The 17528-nt window shown below is 45.6% G+C and carries 14 protein-coding genes; 13 read left to right on the forward strand and 1 reads right to left on the reverse strand.

Going from position 1 to position 17528, the window contains the following annotated elements; all coding sequences use genetic code 11:
* Window positions 1-14 precede the first annotated feature (14 nt).
* From rpoD to KE627_RS11230, 6 genes are all read left to right on the forward strand, one after another.
* The gene (gene rpoD / locus KE627_RS11205; protein ID WP_013727834.1) at window positions 15-1259 is read left to right on the forward strand and encodes an RNA polymerase sigma factor RpoD; all 1245 of its coding nucleotides are present in this window, start codon (window positions 15-17) and stop codon (window positions 1257-1259) included.
* A 153-nt stretch (window positions 1260-1412) separates the two neighbouring features.
* Window positions 1413-2117, forward strand: coding sequence for a tRNA (adenine(22)-N(1))-methyltransferase (locus KE627_RS11210; RefSeq protein WP_056938591.1), 705 nt, complete (start codon window positions 1413-1415; stop codon window positions 2115-2117).
* Window positions 2107-3222 carry a Nif3-like dinuclear metal center hexameric protein gene (locus tag KE627_RS11215; RefSeq protein ID WP_013727836.1) on the forward strand — a complete coding sequence of 372 codons (1116 nt, stop codon included), beginning with the start codon at window positions 2107-2109 and terminating at the stop codon, window positions 3220-3222. The genes KE627_RS11210 and KE627_RS11215 overlap by 11 nt, the downstream gene beginning before the upstream one ends.
* A gap of 19 nt (window positions 3223-3241) precedes the next feature.
* Window positions 3242-4480 (forward strand): peptidase T, encoded by a 1239-nt coding sequence (pepT, locus tag KE627_RS11220; protein ID WP_056938592.1) that lies wholly within the window; start codon window positions 3242-3244, stop codon window positions 4478-4480.
* A gap of 161 nt (window positions 4481-4641) precedes the next feature.
* On the forward strand, window positions 4642-7254 hold the full coding sequence (gene clpB, locus KE627_RS11225; protein ID WP_013727838.1) for an ATP-dependent chaperone ClpB: 2613 nt from the start codon (window positions 4642-4644) through the stop codon (window positions 7252-7254).
* 27 nt (window positions 7255-7281) lie between these two features.
* The gene (locus tag KE627_RS11230) at window positions 7282-8163 is read left to right on the forward strand and encodes an alpha/beta fold hydrolase (protein ID WP_056938593.1); all 882 of its coding nucleotides are present in this window, start codon (window positions 7282-7284) and stop codon (window positions 8161-8163) included.
* A gap of 64 nt (window positions 8164-8227) precedes the next feature.
* On the opposite strand, the gene KE627_RS11235 is transcribed toward KE627_RS11230, so the two are convergent.
* Entirely contained in the window at window positions 8228-8434 is a 207-nt protein-coding gene (locus tag KE627_RS11235; protein WP_013727840.1) for a DUF2929 family protein, read from the reverse strand.
* A 133-nt stretch (window positions 8435-8567) separates the two neighbouring features.
* On the opposite strand from KE627_RS11235, the gene dnaE reads away from it, so the two are divergent.
* The 7 genes from dnaE to scpB all read left to right on the forward strand — a co-directional run bounded on the left by dnaE (window position 8568) and on the right by scpB (window position 17517).
* A complete protein-coding gene (gene dnaE, locus KE627_RS11240) occupies window positions 8568-11915 on the forward strand; it encodes a DNA polymerase III subunit alpha (protein ID WP_013727841.1) in 3348 nt (1115 codons plus the stop codon).
* 247 nt (window positions 11916-12162) lie between these two features.
* Window positions 12163-13920: a pyruvate kinase gene (gene pyk / locus KE627_RS11245; protein WP_013727842.1), complete on the forward strand. Its 1758-nt coding sequence runs from the start codon at window positions 12163-12165 to the stop codon at window positions 13918-13920.
* Window positions 13921-14066: 146 nt separating this feature from the next.
* Window positions 14067-14927 (forward strand): CvfB family protein, encoded by an 861-nt coding sequence (locus tag KE627_RS11250; protein WP_014939930.1) that lies wholly within the window; start codon window positions 14067-14069, stop codon window positions 14925-14927.
* A 9-nt stretch (window positions 14928-14936) separates the two neighbouring features.
* The gene (gene xerD / locus KE627_RS11255; RefSeq protein ID WP_041805642.1) at window positions 14937-15824 is read left to right on the forward strand and encodes a site-specific tyrosine recombinase XerD; all 888 of its coding nucleotides are present in this window, start codon (window positions 14937-14939) and stop codon (window positions 15822-15824) included.
* A gap of 17 nt (window positions 15825-15841) precedes the next feature.
* Window positions 15842-16204 (forward strand): hypothetical protein, encoded by a 363-nt coding sequence (locus tag KE627_RS11260; protein ID WP_013727845.1) that lies wholly within the window; start codon window positions 15842-15844, stop codon window positions 16202-16204.
* Window positions 16197-16946 carry a segregation and condensation protein A gene (locus KE627_RS11265; RefSeq protein ID WP_056938594.1) on the forward strand — a complete coding sequence of 250 codons (750 nt, stop codon included), beginning with the start codon at window positions 16197-16199 and terminating at the stop codon, window positions 16944-16946. Before KE627_RS11260 ends, KE627_RS11265 begins: the two co-directional genes overlap by 8 nt.
* Window positions 16936-17517 carry an SMC-Scp complex subunit ScpB gene (gene scpB / locus KE627_RS11270; protein WP_013727847.1) on the forward strand — a complete coding sequence of 194 codons (582 nt, stop codon included), beginning with the start codon at window positions 16936-16938 and terminating at the stop codon, window positions 17515-17517. Before KE627_RS11265 ends, scpB begins: the two co-directional genes overlap by 11 nt.
* Window positions 17518-17528: the final 11 nt, after the last annotated feature.

Consider the following 17528-nt stretch of genomic DNA (forward strand, 5'->3'; position numbering starts at 1 on the left):
CAGGAGGCGTTTTGATGGCTACTAAAAAAACCGACGATAAAGTAACAGAAACAAAGACTGCCACAGCTAAGAAGGCAACTGCAGCTAAGAAAACGACTGCATCAAAGACCAGTACCAAGGCCAAGTCAACCAAAGCGAAGACAACTAAGGCCAAGACTACCAAAAAAGCTGACAAGCCATACAAGAAGGAATTTGACGCCATTGTTAAGGCTAATAAGCCAATTGGCCATATTACCTATGACGAATTGGAAAAGAAGATTGAAAAGCCTTATTCTCTGAGTGAAAAGGATATGGAAGGCCTCTTGGAGAGTATCGAGGACTCCGGGATCAGTGTCGTTGATGAAAACGGCGATCCGGATCCGCGAGCCATCGGTGCGGCTAAGAAAGTGACCAAGAAGGAACTTTCTGATGTTTCCGCGCCCACTGGTGTGAAAATTAACGATCCTGTCCGAATGTACCTGAAAGAAATTGGTCGAGTTTCACTTCTGAGTGCTGACCAGGAAATTTCATTGGCCAAGCGAATTGAAGCCGGTGACGAAGAAGCCAAGCAGGAACTTGCCGAAGCCAACTTACGGTTGGTGGTTTCAATTGCCAAGCGGTATGTTGGTCGAGGGATGCAATTCCTTGATCTGATTCAGGAAGGTAATATGGGCTTGATGAAGGCCGTTGAAAAGTTTGATTACCGTAAAGGATTCAAGTTCTCGACTTATGCAACTTGGTGGATTAGACAGGCTATCACCCGTGCGATTGCTGATCAGGCTCGGACAATTCGAATTCCAGTTCATATGGTTGAAACAATTAACAAGTTGATTCGAATTCAACGACAATTACTGCAGGATCTTGGCCGTGAGCCATTACCTGAAGAAATTGGTGCCGAGATGGACATGCCAACTGAAAAGGTTCGAGAAATTCTAAAGATTGCTCAAGAACCGGTTTCCCTTGAAACCCCAATTGGTGAAGAGGACGACAGTCACCTTGGTGATTTCATTGAAGATCAGGATGCAACTTCTCCTGCTGACCATGCGGCTTATGAATTACTCAAAGAACAGCTCGAGAGCGTCCTTGATACGTTAACCGACCGTGAGGAAAATGTGTTACGATTGCGATTTGGTCTTGACGACGGTCGTACCCGCACGCTTGAAGAAGTGGGTAAAGTCTTTGGTGTGACTCGCGAACGAATTCGTCAGATTGAAGCCAAGGCATTAAGAAAGCTGCGTCACCCATCACGAAGCAAGCAGCTTAAAGATTTCTTGGATTAATTTAATATGATCATTAATCGAGTTGGGGCACTTCGGTGTTCCAACTTTTTTTGTCCGCTAAAATGGCCCTTCCAAGTAAAATGCCTCTCGGAATCTGTCATTTTCCATTAGGATAATTTATAATGAATTTATACACAAAATGAGGAGCAAAATATGAATAGCACGCATTTATCGAAACGACTACAAACGGTCAGTGACCACGTTGAACCTGGCAGCCGGCTGGCAGATATTGGCTCGGATCATGCCTACCTGCCGATTCACTTGGCTCAAAATCATATTATCGACTATGGCGTCGTCGGTGAGGTTGCCAAAGGACCGCTTGCCAACGCGACATCAGAAATTACTAAGGACCATTTGTTGGATATCCTTCATCCCCGACTTGCCGATGGCTTGGCAGCCATTGAACCCGGCGACGACATTGATGCCATCACCATCGCCGGCATGGGTGGCAACCTGATTACCCACATTTTGGAAGCTGGTAAGGCTAAATTAACCGGAAAAGAAAAGTTGATTCTCCAACCCAACGTCGGCGAACCGGTCGTCAGAAACTGGCTGATGGCCAATCAATATCGAATCTTTGCTGAGCAGATCCTAAAAGAAGACGGCCATATCTATGAAATCATTACGGCTAAAAAGGCCGCCAAACCCGTCACTTATTCAAAATTGGCCCTTCAGTTTGGTCCATTTTTATTACAAGAAAAATCGCCGGTGTTCGTTGAAAAATGGCAGGAAGAAATTGGCCTGCTAAAGCGGGTGATTAAGAATATGCGTCAGGCCACCACTCCCGATACGGCAAAAATGGCGGCCATTCAGGCAGAAATTAAACTAATCAATGAGGTGATCAAGGTTGAAAGCTAAGCAGTTAATTGAAAGATTTGAGCAATTTGCCCCCAAAAAGTTGGCAATGGAAAATGATCCGGTCGGCTTACAAATCGGTTCACTCAATCAGGAAATTCACAAAGTCATGACCACTTTGGATGTTCGCCCGGAAGTCGTCGATGAGGCGATTGCCAACCACGTTGACTTTATTTTTGCTCATCACCCGGTGATGTTTCATCCAGCTCATAATCTTGATCTCGATGACCCGCAAAATGCGATGTACGCTAAAATAATTGCCAACCACATCACTGTTTACGCTGCCCACACTAATTTGGACGCTGCTGACGGTGGGATGAATGATTGGCTTGCCGAAGCACTTCAGTTAAACAATCTAAGTGGGATGGTCCCTGCCTATGATGAATCGGTCTTTCGATTAACCGTGCAAGTGCCTAAAGTCTATGCGACGGCTGTTAGAATGTCGCTTGTCGATGCCGGTGCGCAAGCCAGTGCCGCTCAGTACAGTGGATACACCTACGAAATTGACGGGACAGTCTACTATGTTCCCAAGGCCGGCGCCGATCCAACCATGGGGACTGCCGGTGAACCAAATGAAATCGAAGACTCGCGATTGGAATTTGAAGTTCCCGAAAGAAATCTTCATCAAGTTCTGAAGACTTTGTCAGATGTTCATCCGCTGGAAAAACCACTTTACAATTTGATTCGCCTGGAAGACAAGAAGCACCATTTTACGATGGGTCGAATCGGTGATTTGCCGCACAGCATGTCTGTCCAGGAATTGGCTGAAGACTGTAAGCAGACCTTTGGGGTTTCCGGCCTTCGGGTAATCGCTTCTGACCTGGCTCAGCCGATCAAACGAGTTGCCATTCTTGGTGGCGATGGCGGCAAGTTCTTCCACTTGGCTCAGCAGAAGGGCGCCGACGCATATGTCACCGGGGATGTTTATTATCATACCGGCCACGACATGTTGGCTGCCAATTTCCCGGTGATCGACCCTGGCCACCACATTGAAAGTATTTGTATTCCCAAATTGGCCGAGCTGTTCAAACAGTGGTCCGACCAGTATCACTGGCAGCTGGCTATTTATCAGTCAACCATCAATACCGATCCATTCACATTTATGTAGATAAAAGGAGATAACTGTCATGGCAAAATACGCCGAATTAATTCCCAACTTTTTAACGTTTGTAAAGATTAATACCCGTTCTGATCCTCAATCAACGAGCATTCCGTCCTCTGATAGAGAGACAGAGTTTTTGAATCAACTAAAGGATCGTCTGACTAAAATGGGCTTAAAAGACGTTCACACCAACGAGCAAAGTGCCTATGTCTTTGCGACGCTTCCAGGAAACGTCGACAAATCCGTTCCAACCGTTGGCTTCATTTCACATATTGATACGGCTGATTTTAATGCTGAAAATATTCAACCACAAATTGTTGAGAATTATGATGGCCATTCTGTCATTAAACTTGATGAGAAGGGTGAATATACGCTGGACCCCAAAGTCTTTCCAAGTTTGAAGAAGTATGCAGGCCAAACCCTGATTACCACGGACGGGTCAACGTTGTTGGGTGCTGATGACAAAGCCGGCGTAGCAGAGATTGTTGCTGCAATCACTTATTTACAAGCCCATCCGGAAGTCAAACATGGCGACATTAAGATTGCCTTTGGTCCGGATGAAGAAATTGGTACCGGCGCCGACCATTTTGACGTTAAAGATTTCGGCGCAGATGTTGCTTACACCGTCGATGGCGGCCCACTTGGGGATTTGAATTACGAAACCTTTAATGCCGCCGATGCAAAAGTCGTGATCAAAGGAACCGATGTTCATCCAGCTGAGGCCAAGGGTATTATGGTCAATGCCATCCAAGTTGGAATGGATTTCCACGCCGCCTTACCTGACTTTGACCGTCCTGAAAAGACCCAGGATCGGGAGGGATTCTTCCATCTGTATGATTTCCAGGGAACCGTCGACCACACCGAAATGGGCTACATCATCCGTGACCATGATCGAGATCGCTTTGAAGCTCGAAAACGACTTTTCAAGGGGATTGCCAACCAGATGAACAGTGACTTTGGTGAGGACCGGGTTAAGGTGACCATCAAGGACCAGTATTACAACATGGGAGAAATTATCAAAAAGGATCCAACACCGGTAAAAATTGCTGAACAGGCGATGAAGAACGTTGACGTTACACCGCATGTTTTCCCGGTTCGTGGCGGAACGGACGGGTCTAAGATTTCTTACATGGGACTGCCGACGCCGAATATTTTCGCTGGCGGTGAGAATATGCATGGCCGTTTTGAATACGTGTCTGAGCAAACCATGGAAAAAGCGGTTGACGTGGTACTGGAAATCGCCAAATTATACGCTGAAAAGTAATAGGTCAAAAAAGGTCAAATTATTGTTCAGGGCATTCAAAATTTGATAGTATAGCGTTAGTGGTTTGGAATGAAAAGAATGATTTTTGTTTCGAACCTTTTTATTAGAACGAATTCTTGAAACATTAGTCAACTAAAATACATTAATAAGGTGATAATTTAATGAATCCTGATAATTTAACGGAAGCCGTCACGCAGGCAATTTCTCAGGCCCAACAGATTGCGGCTACTCGAAAACAGCAAAACATTACCGTGGCCCATTTATTCAAATTCTTGGTTCAACCCGGCGAGTTGGCCCGAGAGATTTATTCTCAACTCGGATTGAATTTGGGAGATCTGAATGATGAACTGGATGCTGAAATTGATGCCATCGCGACGGTTGAAGGCAGCAACATTAATTATGGTCAGTCACTCTCTTCCAATTTATACGAACTGTTGCAGAATGCTGAACAGATTAAAAATGAATTTGGCGATACCTACATCGCTGTTGACACCTTAACGATTGCTGTGATGCAGTTACACGGTGACAAATTTGCCGATTATCTTTCTCAACAAGGTATTACCGAGCAAAAGGTGCGCAACGTTGTGGAAAAAATTCGTGGCGGCCAAAAGGTGACGACCAAGAATCAAGAGGACAGTTATCAATCACTTGAAAAATATGGGACGGATTTAGTCCAGGCTGCCCGTGACAATAAGCTCGGTCCAATTATCGGTCGGGACGAGGAAATTCTCGATGTGATTCGGATTCTTTCCCGAAAGACTAAGAATAACCCGGTCCTGATCGGGGCGCCCGGTGTCGGCAAAACGGCGGTCGTTGAAGGCTTGGCAATGCGAATTGCCTCTAACGACGTCCCGGAAAACTTGAAGAATAAAACCATTTTTCAATTGGATATGGGATCATTAATCGCCGGCGCCAAGTACCGGGGCGAATTTGAAGAGCGATTGCAGGCGGTGTTAAAAGAGGTCAAAAAAGCCGAGGGCCAAATCATCATGTTCATCGATGAGATTCATAACATCGTCGGTGCTGGTAAAGCTGAGGGGAGTATGGATGCCGGCAATATCCTAAAGCCGATGTTAGCTCGTGGCGAATTGCATTTAATTGGGGCCACCACGATTGACGAATACCGGAAGTACATGGAAAAAGACAAGGCTCTTGAGCGTCGTTTCCAACGGGTCATGGTCCACGAACCCTCCGTTGGAGATACGGTGACAATTCTGCGTGGCTTGTCCGAAAGTTTGGAAATTCACCACGGCGTCAGAATCCATGACAACGCGTTGGTGGCTGCTGCCAAACTATCTGACCGTTATATTACCGATCGCTATTTGCCGGATAAAGCCATTGATTTGGTTGACGAAGCCTCCGCTGAAATTCGGGTCGAAATGAACTCCAGTCCAACTGAACTTGACCAATCAAAGCGCCAGATGATGCGCCTGGAAGTTGAAGAAGCTGCTCTCAAGCAGGAAACCGATGAGGCATCCAAGAAGCGGCTGAAAGAAGTCGAAGAAGAACTGGCCAATATTAAGGAAAAAGTCAACCAGTTAAATGCCCGTTGGTCGCAGGAAAAGGAAGCTATTAAGAAAATTTCCGACAAAAAGAAACAACTCGATCAGGCCAAGAATGAATTGAAACAGGCGGAAAACACCTATGATTTAAATCAGGCTGCCGTGTTGCAGCACGGAACCATTCCGCAGTTGGAAGCCGATTTGAAGAAGCTTGAAGATAACGATCAGCATTCCGATTGGCTGGTCAGCGAATCTGTTACCGCCAATGAAATTGCGGCGGTAGTGAGCCGAGAGACCGGCATTCCGGTCACCAAATTAGTCGAGGGTGAACGAAAGAAATTGCTGCACTTGGCAGACAATCTGCACAAACGGGTAATTGGCCAAGATGCTGCAGTCACAGCTGTCTCAGATGCCGTTATTCGCTCACGTGCTGGCCTTCAAGACCCAAGCAAGCCACTGGGTTCATTCTTGTTCCTGGGGCCTACCGGAGTCGGTAAGACCGAATTAGCCAAAGCTTTAGCCGAAGACTTGTTTGATTCGGAAAATCACATGGTTCGAATTGATATGTCTGAGTATATGGAAAAGGAATCGGTTTCCCGCTTGGTCGGCGCTGCTCCGGGGTACGTCGGCTATGAAGAAGGCGGTCAGTTAACTGAAGCCGTGCGGCGCAATCCATACACGATTGTCTTATTTGACGAAATTGAAAAGGCACATCCAGATGTCTTTAATATTTTGCTGCAGGTCTTGGATGACGGCCGTTTGACGGATAGTCAGGGACGGACGATCGATTTTAAAAACACCATTTTAATCATGACTTCTAACTTAGGTTCAGACATTTTGCTTGAAGGCACCGATGAGAACGGGGTTATTTCCCAAAAAGCCCAACAGCAGGTTAACCAATTATTAAAAGCTTCGTTCAAACCGGAATTTCTGAATCGAATCGATGATGTGATCACCTTTACACCGTTGACGAAGGCCGATATTGAACAGATTGTCCAGAAGCTGATTAATCAGTTATCTGGCCGTACCAAGGCTCAAGACATCAAATTGTCAATTTCTGACGAGGCCAAACGCTGGATTGCCAATAACGGCTATGAACCGCAATATGGGGCTCGACCGCTTCAGCGTTATGTGACCAACGTCGTGGAAACTCCGCTGGCACGAATGATCGTGGCTGATCAGATCAAGCCTCATAGCGTAGTTCACATTAACCTTGATAACGATCAGTTAAGCTTTGTTCCTGAACAATTACCTGCTGACGCACAGATTTAAACCAAGCTACCTGGGGAGGAATTCGGTGTGCCGATTAATTACCAGCTTCCAACTGAAAATCAAACTCAATTAGCCGTGGCGTATTTTCCCGCTGATCATCCAAAGGGAATTGTCCAACTTATTCATGGCGCCTTGGAGCATAAGGAACGGTATTATGAATTTTGCCGGTTTTTGAGTGACCATGGCTATGTTGCGGTGATCTCAGATAATCGCGGCCACGGCCAATCAGTTTCCGACGATGACCCTTGGGGGATGATGCGCAGTCTGCCGCAATTAATCCATGATCAGCTGTTGGTTACCCAATTCATCAAAGCCCGGTATCCCAATCTGCCGGTCAGTCTGTTTGGTCATTCTTTTGGTTCTATCTTGGCGAGATTGTATTTACAGCACCACGACCAGGAAGTCAATGCGGTTGCGTTAACCGGGACCACCAACTATATTCCGGTGGTGCCGCTTGGCTTATTCATTGGTTGGGTCTTTTTGAAATGCCATTCTGAAGATGCTAAATGGTCCTTGCTATCTAAAATTTCCGGCCTAACTCCGGGGGATCATTCCTGGTTGAGCTATAATCAGGCAAACATTCACCGGGTCAGTACAGATCCGTTAATGATGGATGAATATCCGGTTAAAAGTTTGGTAACACTGTGGCAGGGCGATTATTCCCTGAAACGCCTTCAAAAATTTGACTGTCACAATCCACAACTGCCAATTCTGAGTTTGGTCGGCAGTGAAGATAAGTTCAGTGGTGGTCAGAAGGGCTTGGCAGACACGGTTGCAACGCTGCATAGGATCGGCTATCGAAATGTGATCAGTCTGCAAGAGCCGCATATGAAGCATGAGGTTCTTCAAGAAACGCATCGGAAAGTTGTTTTTGAACGTCTGCTGCAGTTCTTTGACACACACCAGTAAAGTTGATTGAGACAACAAAAAGGCTATGGCAAAATCTGCCATAGCCTTTTAACGTTTCGAAAAACTATTCTTTTGATTTACTTGATGTTGCTGAATCCTTGCTGATCAGATAGATACCGTTTACGGCAATAAATGCAGTAATTGCGGCAGCAATTCCGATTTGGGAAGGATCCCACGTTCGAACTTCGAGGGCGGAACCTATGTAACCAATGATTTCTCCAAAGATGTATGCCCACAAAACAGCTACAATATTTGAACTAATAAGTTTCATGTCTAATGCCACCTCACAATCAATAGCATTTTAGCATATATTTTGTGAAAAATCATCATTTATTTAATTTGCCAATTTGAATGTGGGCTTGATATATTTGGTATAATTTTAATTAAGAAAGAAGGGCAATCCTGTGAGTTATGTTCCGTTGCAAGTCATAAGTTCATACAGTTTACTGCAGAGTCCGATTCGCATTGCGGACTTGATTGCTGAAGCCAAGGATCGCGGTTATCAGGCGTTAGCGTTAACTGACCTCAACGTGATGTATGGGGCCGTGGAATTCTACGACGCTTGTTTAAAGGCCGCCATTAAGCCACTGATCGGTCTGACTTTGCAGCTGCCCGGCTTGATTTTGACCGATAAAGAATATGGGTGGGTGCTGATTGCCAAAAACCAGCAAGGATATGCCAATCTTCTCAAATTATCAACATTAAAGATGACCATGCCCGAATTGACAGCTTCTCAGTTAGGTGACTATTTGAGTGATTTAGTTCTGATTTTGCCGCCGGCAGCAGAAATGAATGACCTGCTTCTACAAGGGCGGGCTGATGACGCTGCTGATTTGATTGATCAGGTCAAATCCCTCGGGATTGATCCTAATGCCCTTAAAATCGGTGTCGACTACCATTCCTCGGACAGCTTAAATGACATGTTAAGTAAGCTGGCGGCTGACAAGCAAGTTGCTTTGGTGGCGGATTCGCCAGTTGAATACTTAAACGCCACCGACTATTTTTCCATGCAGGTTCTAAAAAATATCGGCGCGGGAGAAAAAATCGCCAACGTGGCCCAATTCAGTAAGCAAGTGGGGCCCTACTGGCTGCGTCCGGCGACACAAATTGAGGCTCAATACCGTCAGGTTCACCTCGCTGACGCGCTGACGCAAGTCGACCAAATTGTCGCTGATTGCAATGTCGAGATTAAGAAACAGCAGCCCAAATTGCCCCAATTCGACACACCAAACGGTATCGATTCCGGAACTTACCTGCGCCAGCTTTGCGAAACGGGACTGGCGGATCGACTAAAGAAAAATCAGATTACAGATGCGACCCCTTATCATCGCCGGCTGGATCAAGAGTTATCAGTGATTCATTCGATGGGCTTTGATAATTACTTCTTGATTGTTTGGGATGTGATTAATTTCGCTCACCAGACTGACATCATTACCGGCCCTGGGCGTGGATCGGCCGCTGGGTCATTAGTGGCGTATACCTTAACGATTACCGACGTCGATCCAATTAAATATGATTTGCTGTTTGAACGTTTCTTGAATCCTGAACGGGTTCAGATGCCGGATATTGATTTGGATATTCCAGACGACAAACGCGATGAAGTCATCCAATATGTCCATCAAAAATACGGTCACAAACGGGTTGCCCAAATCATCACATTTGGCACTTTGGCAGCGAAGCAATCGATCAGAGATGTCGGCCGGGTGTTTGGCTTGAATACTGCCCAGCAAGATCAGTGGAGTAAGGCCATTCCCAACGCATTTCACGTGACCCTCAAAGACGCTTTGGCGAATTCCCAGCGACTGAAGAATCTGGTGGCTGACAGTCCGCTCAATGAAGCACTCTACCAAACCGCCCAAGCGCTGGAAGGCTTGCCAAGACACTATTCGACCCACGCTGCCGGACTGGTATTAAGCGACGATCCCCTGGTGAATTTAGTGCCGCTTCAAAATGGCAACGAAGGGCTGTTGATGACTCAGTATTCCAAAGATTATGTTGAATCGGTTGGGTTGTTGAAAATGGATTTTCTGGGACTCCGGAATCTGTCAATTTTGGGTGATGCCCTGGAGCAGGTTCAACTAACCACCGGAAAGGTTCTGGACATTTCTGCTGTGCCCTTGGATGACGCCAAGACGATTCAATTATTCGCCGACGGGGACACGACTGGCATTTTCCAATTTGAGTCCAACGGCATTCGAAATGTCCTGAGGCGTCTGCATCCCGAACGGTTCGAAGACATTGCCCTGGTCAACGCGCTTTATCGACCGGGACCCATGCAGAACATTGATGAGGTGGTTAAGCGAAAAACCAATCATGAAGCGTTAACCTACCCGGACGACTCGCTCAAAGATATTCTCCAGCCGACTTATGGCGTAATTGTCTATCAGGAGCAAGTGATGCTGGTCGCTTCCAAAATGGCCGGTTTCTCTCTAGGTCAAGCTGATATTTTACGGCGGGCGATGAGTAAGAAAAAGCTTGGCGTGATGGAACAAATGAAGGCTCAGTTCATGACCGGCGCCAAACAGCGGGGATATTCAGATTCAGTCGCCAATAAGGTCTTTGACTATATCGAGCGGTTTGCCAACTACGGCTTCAACAAATCCCATGCGGTTGCCTATAGCAAGATGGCTTATGAATTAGCCTACTTGAAAGTTTATTACCCAGGCGAATTTCACGTTGCCCTGTTAAATTCGGTCAACAATAATTCGGTTAAGGTCAAGGAATACATCCAAGCTGCCAAATCAATGGGGGTCAAGGTTGTTGGCCCAAATATTAATCATAGTGAAGCCCGGTTTACCTTTCAAGATCAACAAATTGTGTTTGGCCTTGATTCAATCAAAGGCGTGCGTCACGACATGGTAGTGGATTTATTGGCTGAGCGACAACAAAACGGGCCATTTAAGTCGTTTCCGGACTTTTTGAGCCGCCTGCCCGGCAAGTACCGCAAAGTTGAATTGATCAATGCCTTGATTTATGCCGGCGCATTGGATGTTTTTCCATTTAACCGTTCCGAATTAATCGCTGCCGCCCCTGAATTTATCAGCTCCGTTGAATTAAGCGGCAATTCGATGAGCTTGTTCAAAGCATTGGAGCCCAAAATGCCAAAGATGCCCGAGATGCCTCTGATGGACAAGCTGGAAAAAGAAAATGCTTATTTAGGGGCTTACTTATCTGGTCACCCGACAGAACGATTTGCCCCCTTGGCACAGCGATTAAATGCTGAGACAACCGCTACGTTGAGTTCAGGTATGAAAAATATTTACTTGATTCTCTACATTACCAAGGTTAAGATTATTCGGACCAAAACCGGCAAACAAATGGCCTTTTTAGACGGTAATGATCAGGTGGGGCAGACTTCGGTGACTGTTTTTCCCAACTTATTTACCAAGACCCAGTCATGGCTTCACAAAGATTTGGTGATTTTGATCAAAGGTAACGTCGAGAAAGTCAACGATCTTCAGGTGGTCGCCAATGACATCCAGCCGGCGGCTAACGCCCTGATGAACCTCAAGCGATCAAAACAGCAATCTAAATGGTATTTGCGAATTGATCGCGAACATGACAAAAATACAATGTTTCACAAACTGGCCGACCTGAGCAGCCAATATCACGGCCAGGTCCCGGTTATCGTTTTTGAAACAGAAACCAAAAAAACTTGGCAGCTCGAGGACAAGCTGTGGCTAAATCCAAGTTCTGAAACCAAAGAGCAATTAATCACAATCTTTGGCAGGAATAATGTGGTTTATAAGTAAATTTTTGGAATAATTTTTCAGAAGTCAGGTTCATTACGTAAAGGCTTTCATTTGCGGTAGACCTAACTTTTGCCATTCCAAGTCGGTGCTGGAAAGCCCGCTTACCCCCAAAAGGTGGGCGACAACCCGCTTAAAAAGTGATAAAATACGATTGAAATCTAAAAGGATACCGATGCGTTATTTAAATTGTTTTGCGACATTTTAATAAGGTGTTGCGTGCCCAAAAACCGAAGGAGAGATTTTACTTATGAAGAAAACTAAGATCGTAAGTACATTAGGCCCAGCAAGTACTGATGTAGACACAATTACTAAGCTGATTGAAGCTGGAGCTAATGTTTTCCGATTTAACTTTTCACATGGTGACCACCCTGAACATCTTGATCGTATGAACAAGGTTCACGAAGCTGAAAAGAAGACTGGCAAGACTGTTGGAATTATGCTTGATACCAAAGGTGCTGAAATTCGGACAACTGTTCAAAAAGACGGCAAGATCGAATTCCACACTGGCGATGTTTTCCGTATTTCAATGGACGCAAGTCTTGAGGGTACTAAAGACAAGATCGCGGTTACTTACCCTGGACTCTTTGACGATGTTCACGAAGGCGGCCATGTTCTTTTCGATGATGGTTTGTTGGACACTGTTGTCACTAAAAAAGACGATGCTAACAAAGAATTAGTTGTCACTGTTCAAAACGACAGCACTCTTGGTTCACGTAAAGGTGTTAACGCACCCGGCGTTTCAATCAACCTGCCTGGTATCACTGAAAAAGATTCAGATGATATTCGTTTTGGTTTGGACAATGACATTGACTTCATTTCTGCTTCATTCGTTCGTAAAGCCCAAGATGTTTTGGACATCCGTGAATTGCTTGAAGAAAAGCATATGGAACATGTTCAAATCTTCCCTAAGATTGAATCACAAGAAGGTATCAACAACTTTGACGATATCATCAAGGTATCTGATGGTTTAATGGTTGCCCGTGGTGATATGGGTGTTGAAATTCCAGCAGAAAACGTTCCGTTGGTCCAAAAGACTTTGATCAAGAAATGTAACCAACTTGGCAAGCCGGTTATCACCGCTACTCAAATGCTTGATTCAATGCAGGAAAACCCACGTCCTACTCGTGCCGAAGCTTCTGATGTTGCCAATGCCGTCTTTGATGGTACTGATGCAACGATGCTTTCTGGTGAAAGTGCTAATGGTGATTACCCTGTTGAATCAGTTCAAACGATGGCTCGTATCGATGTTAAGGCTGAAAATGCCTTTAGCGAATTTGGTACCCCACGTCCAGAATTTGACTCAAGTGATGTTACTGAATCAATTGGTGACTCAGTTGCCCGTGTTGCCAAAGAATTAGGCGTTCACTGCATCGTTGCAGCTACCCGTTCTGGTTACACTGCACGAATGATCTCCAAGTATCATCCAGATGCTGACATCCTGGCCATTACTTTCGACGAACGTACTCGTCGCGGTTTGATGGTTAACTGGGGTGTTCACCCAATCTTGGTTGACGAAGTTAAGAGCACTGATGAAATCTTTGAATTAGCTTCAAAGAAGGCTCTCGAAACTGGTTTAGCTAAGGAAGGCGATTTGATTATCGTTACTGCCGGAGTTCCTGTTGGTGAGAGTGGTACCACCAACTTGATGAGAATCCAACTGATCGGTTCAAAGCTGGTTCAAGGTCAAGGAGTTGGTGACAAGACTGTTATTGGTAAAGCGGTTGTTGCTAAAAACGCTGCTGATGCCAAGAGCAAAGTAACTGAAGGCAGTATCTTGGTTACTAAGTCAACTGACAAAGAATACTTACCAGCTATTGAAAAGGCAAGCGCCGTAGTTGTTGAAACCGGCGGCTTGACTTCACACGCAGCTGTTGTTGGTATTTCAATGGGAATCCCCGTTGTTGTTGGTGCAGCTGATGCTACCAGCAAGATTTCTGACGGTGAATTGATTACCGTTGATTCACATCGGGGCGTTATTTACCATGGTGCTTCATCATCAATCTAAATTTAACTTGTGAGTAATCACAATTAATCATGACAGGTCCGGGCGGTTAATCCGTTCGGACCTGTTTCCTGTTATGATAAGGGCGGTCGAATTTTCACTGAAAAACGTGTAAAATAAGATTAAGCTCGATTAGATCGGAGATAAGCATGAATAATATTATTGCGCAAGTTGTAACCGGTAAGGTCATCGATGAAAATGACAAGGACTATTACGTTCAGATTGAAGGAGAAACATTTCTCCTTGATAAGACTGAGCTCAAGAAACCCTTGCGAATCGGTGCGTCTTTCACTGGTTTTACGTATGAAAATGAACAGCATAAAATGCAAATAACCAGAAACATTCCGGATATCCGTCGTGATCATTACGGTTTTGCGACCGTTGTGAAGGAAAAATTTGGTTTAGGGGTCTTTGTCGACATTGGCCTGCCCAATAAAGACGTCGTTGTCTCAATTGATGAACTGCCGACAGTCCGGTCATTGTGGCCGCAAGACGGTGATCAACTGCTGATTGATTTGACGGTGGATAACAAGAACCGAATTTGGGGTCACTTAGCTGACGAAGAAATCTTTGCGGCAATTGCCAAGCCGGCCAAGGATGATCTGCAGAACAAAAATCTTAAGGCTCGGGCATACCGCCTGAAGATTTCCGGGACGCGCTTGTTGACCGAGGATTACAATTTGGCTTTTCTGCATCCTGACGAACGACTCATGGAACCACGTTTGGGACAGGAAGTTGAAGCCAGAGTGATTGGCATGCTCCGGGATGGCAGTGTCAATATTTCCACCAAGCCACGGGCTTACCAAGAAATTGGTGAAGACGCTCAGATGATTTTGGCGGCCATTGAACATACCGACGACAAACAACTGGCGTTCAGTGATAAAAGTACGCCGGATTCCATCAAAGATTACTTTGGTATCAGTAAAGGCGCATTCAAACGGGCGTTGGGACATCTGCTGAAGGAAAACCTGATCGAACAAGCTGATGGCCACATTTCCTTGAAAAAGTAGGCTTTTATGATGCACGAACAAATTGAGGACTATCTTCATTATTTACGGGTCGAACGCGGCCTTTCAGATAATACAATTAAAAGTTATCGGCAGGATCTGCAGGAGGCCGGTGCTTTTTTTGACAAACACGCCAAATCAATTGCTGACATTGACCAGTTTGTCATCTTGGATTATTTAGAAACCCTTCAACGGCAGCATAAAGCCCGGAACACGGTTATCAGGGTGGTCTCGACATTACGGCGGTTCTTCCAGTACTTGGTTCAATTCCACGTGATTGTTGACGATCCGATGCTCAAGGTTGATTCGCCTAAAAAGGCCCAGACACTGCCGGACGTTTTGACTGTGGCCCAAGTTAATCAGTTACTATCGATGCCGGATACTCATAAAAAATTAGGTCTGCGCGACCGCGCGATCTTAGAGACGCTGTATGCCACCGGCCTGCGGGTCAGTGAACTGGTTAACTTGAAGTTGGGTGATTTGCATTTGCCGATGAACTTGCTGCAGACAATTGGGAAGGGCGACAAAGAGCGGATCATCCCCATCAGCGACGTGGCGATCGACTGGTTGAATCAATACATTCAATCGACGCGTGTCCAACTACTTTCGGGAAGGCCCAACTCAGAGTTCCTATTTTTAAATGCCCACGGTCACCAACTGACCCGCCAGGCAATCTGGCAGATGATTAAAAAATATGTCAACCAGGCCGGCATCAAACGCCATGTCACACCACATACACTGCGGCATTCATTTGCGACCCACCTGCTTGAAAACGGGGCCGACTTAAGAATCGTTCAGGAACTGTTGGGGCATTCCGATATTTCGACGACTCAAATCTACACCCACGTTTCTCATAAGCATTTAACGGAAGTTTATAATAAATATCATCCGCGAGCATAACGAAAGAGGTTGAATACATGTTATATCAATACCGAAAAGATTATGAAAAGATCACCATGGGCCTCTTTTCGTTGGTTTCCGAACTGCAGAACATGGATCTGGTTGCCCAAGAAATGAGCTGGTACGCCGCCAAAGACGACCGACTGATTTATTTATGGCGGGACCCATCCAATAATTGGTCGGGCTTAGTCGGAATTGAACTTCAAGGAAACCAGCTGTTGGTTCATCAATTGGTGTTAACCCCGCAAAGCGTCAGTCAGGGGAACTATAACCGGATTTTTGACGACCTCCAGGATTTATATCCAAAATATCAAATTGTGGTCGGCTTTGAAAATCGAGCCGCCTGGGAAAAATGGGAGAATACGATTAATCATGCCTGAAGTCAAGCAGCCAGAATTACATTTGAATGATTTTGACGGGCCACTGGAAGTCCTCCTTCATTTGATTCAGGAATCCAAGATGGATATTTATGATATTCAGATTTCAAAGATTACCGAGCAATACATGCAGTATATCTATGATGCCCAGCAATTGAATTTGGAAATTGTTGGCGAATACTTTGTGATGGCTGCCAAGCTGATGGTCATCAAATCAAAGATGCTGCTGCCGACGATTACTGACGATCAACCGGATGAACAGCAGGCCGATCCCCGTGAGGAATTAGTGTCCCAGTTGTTGAATTATAAGCGGTACAAACTGGTGGCGGCCAGCATGAAAAAGCGGGAAATGAAACGGCGGGAGAGTTTTACCCGCTCCGAGTTGAGCGTCCCGCCGACCAAAGCGGAATTGATTCAGCCATCTCCGTTCAACAGCGGCGACATCATGGCCAGCTACGTGGATGCCTTGAAACACTTCAAGTATAATCAACCCATGTCGACGGTGATTCATGAGTGGTCCTTTACGATCGAAGGCCAGAGTCAACGGGTGCGCGAGCTGTTAAACCAAACTGATAACCGGATTTCCTTTGATAAATTGGTTGCCAATTCAACTCAAACAGAAGAGGTCGTCACTGATTTTCTGGCGATTTTGGAAATGGCCAAGTATAACGAAGTCCAGCTCAATCAACCAACCGTACAATCGACCATTGAAATTCGAAAGGGGCCTGGATACCTTGATCAGTAATCTGGCAAAAATTGAAGCACTGCTTTACGCCTCGGGGGACCAAGGCATCACGTTGCGGCAAATGTCCCAGCGGACCGCGTTAACGGTGGCCGCCTGCCGGCAGCTGCTGGAAAAAATTGTCCAAAAATATAGCCAAGATCAAGACAGCGGCTTGAAGGTGTTCGTCAGCGACAATGTGTATCGGCTGGGAACCAAGGAAGAATTGTCAGAACTAGTGGGCGATTATGTCAACGATGCCAAACCGCGGGTTCTGTCGGAAGCGGCATTGGAAACCATTTCAATTATTATGTATAACCAACCGATTACCAGAATTGAAATTGATCAGATCAGAGGGGTCAATAGCTCGGCGATTCTCCACCGGCTGGTCAATCAAGATTTGATTGAAGTGACTGGGGTCAAAGAAGAGGTCGGCAACCCCAAACAATACGGGATCACTAATTTTGGCCTGGATTATTTTGGGTTGAAGTCGTTGAAAGATTTGCCGCCATTGCCAAAGGATGAAGTCTTGGATGATGATACCAGTGATTCACTATTAACCCGTTTTAACAAAGAGATTGATAAAGAAAATTAGGAGGTGGATGT

This window comes from Lentilactobacillus buchneri (assembly GCF_018314255.1).
Lineage (GTDB): Bacteria > Bacillota > Bacilli > Lactobacillales > Lactobacillaceae > Lentilactobacillus > Lentilactobacillus buchneri.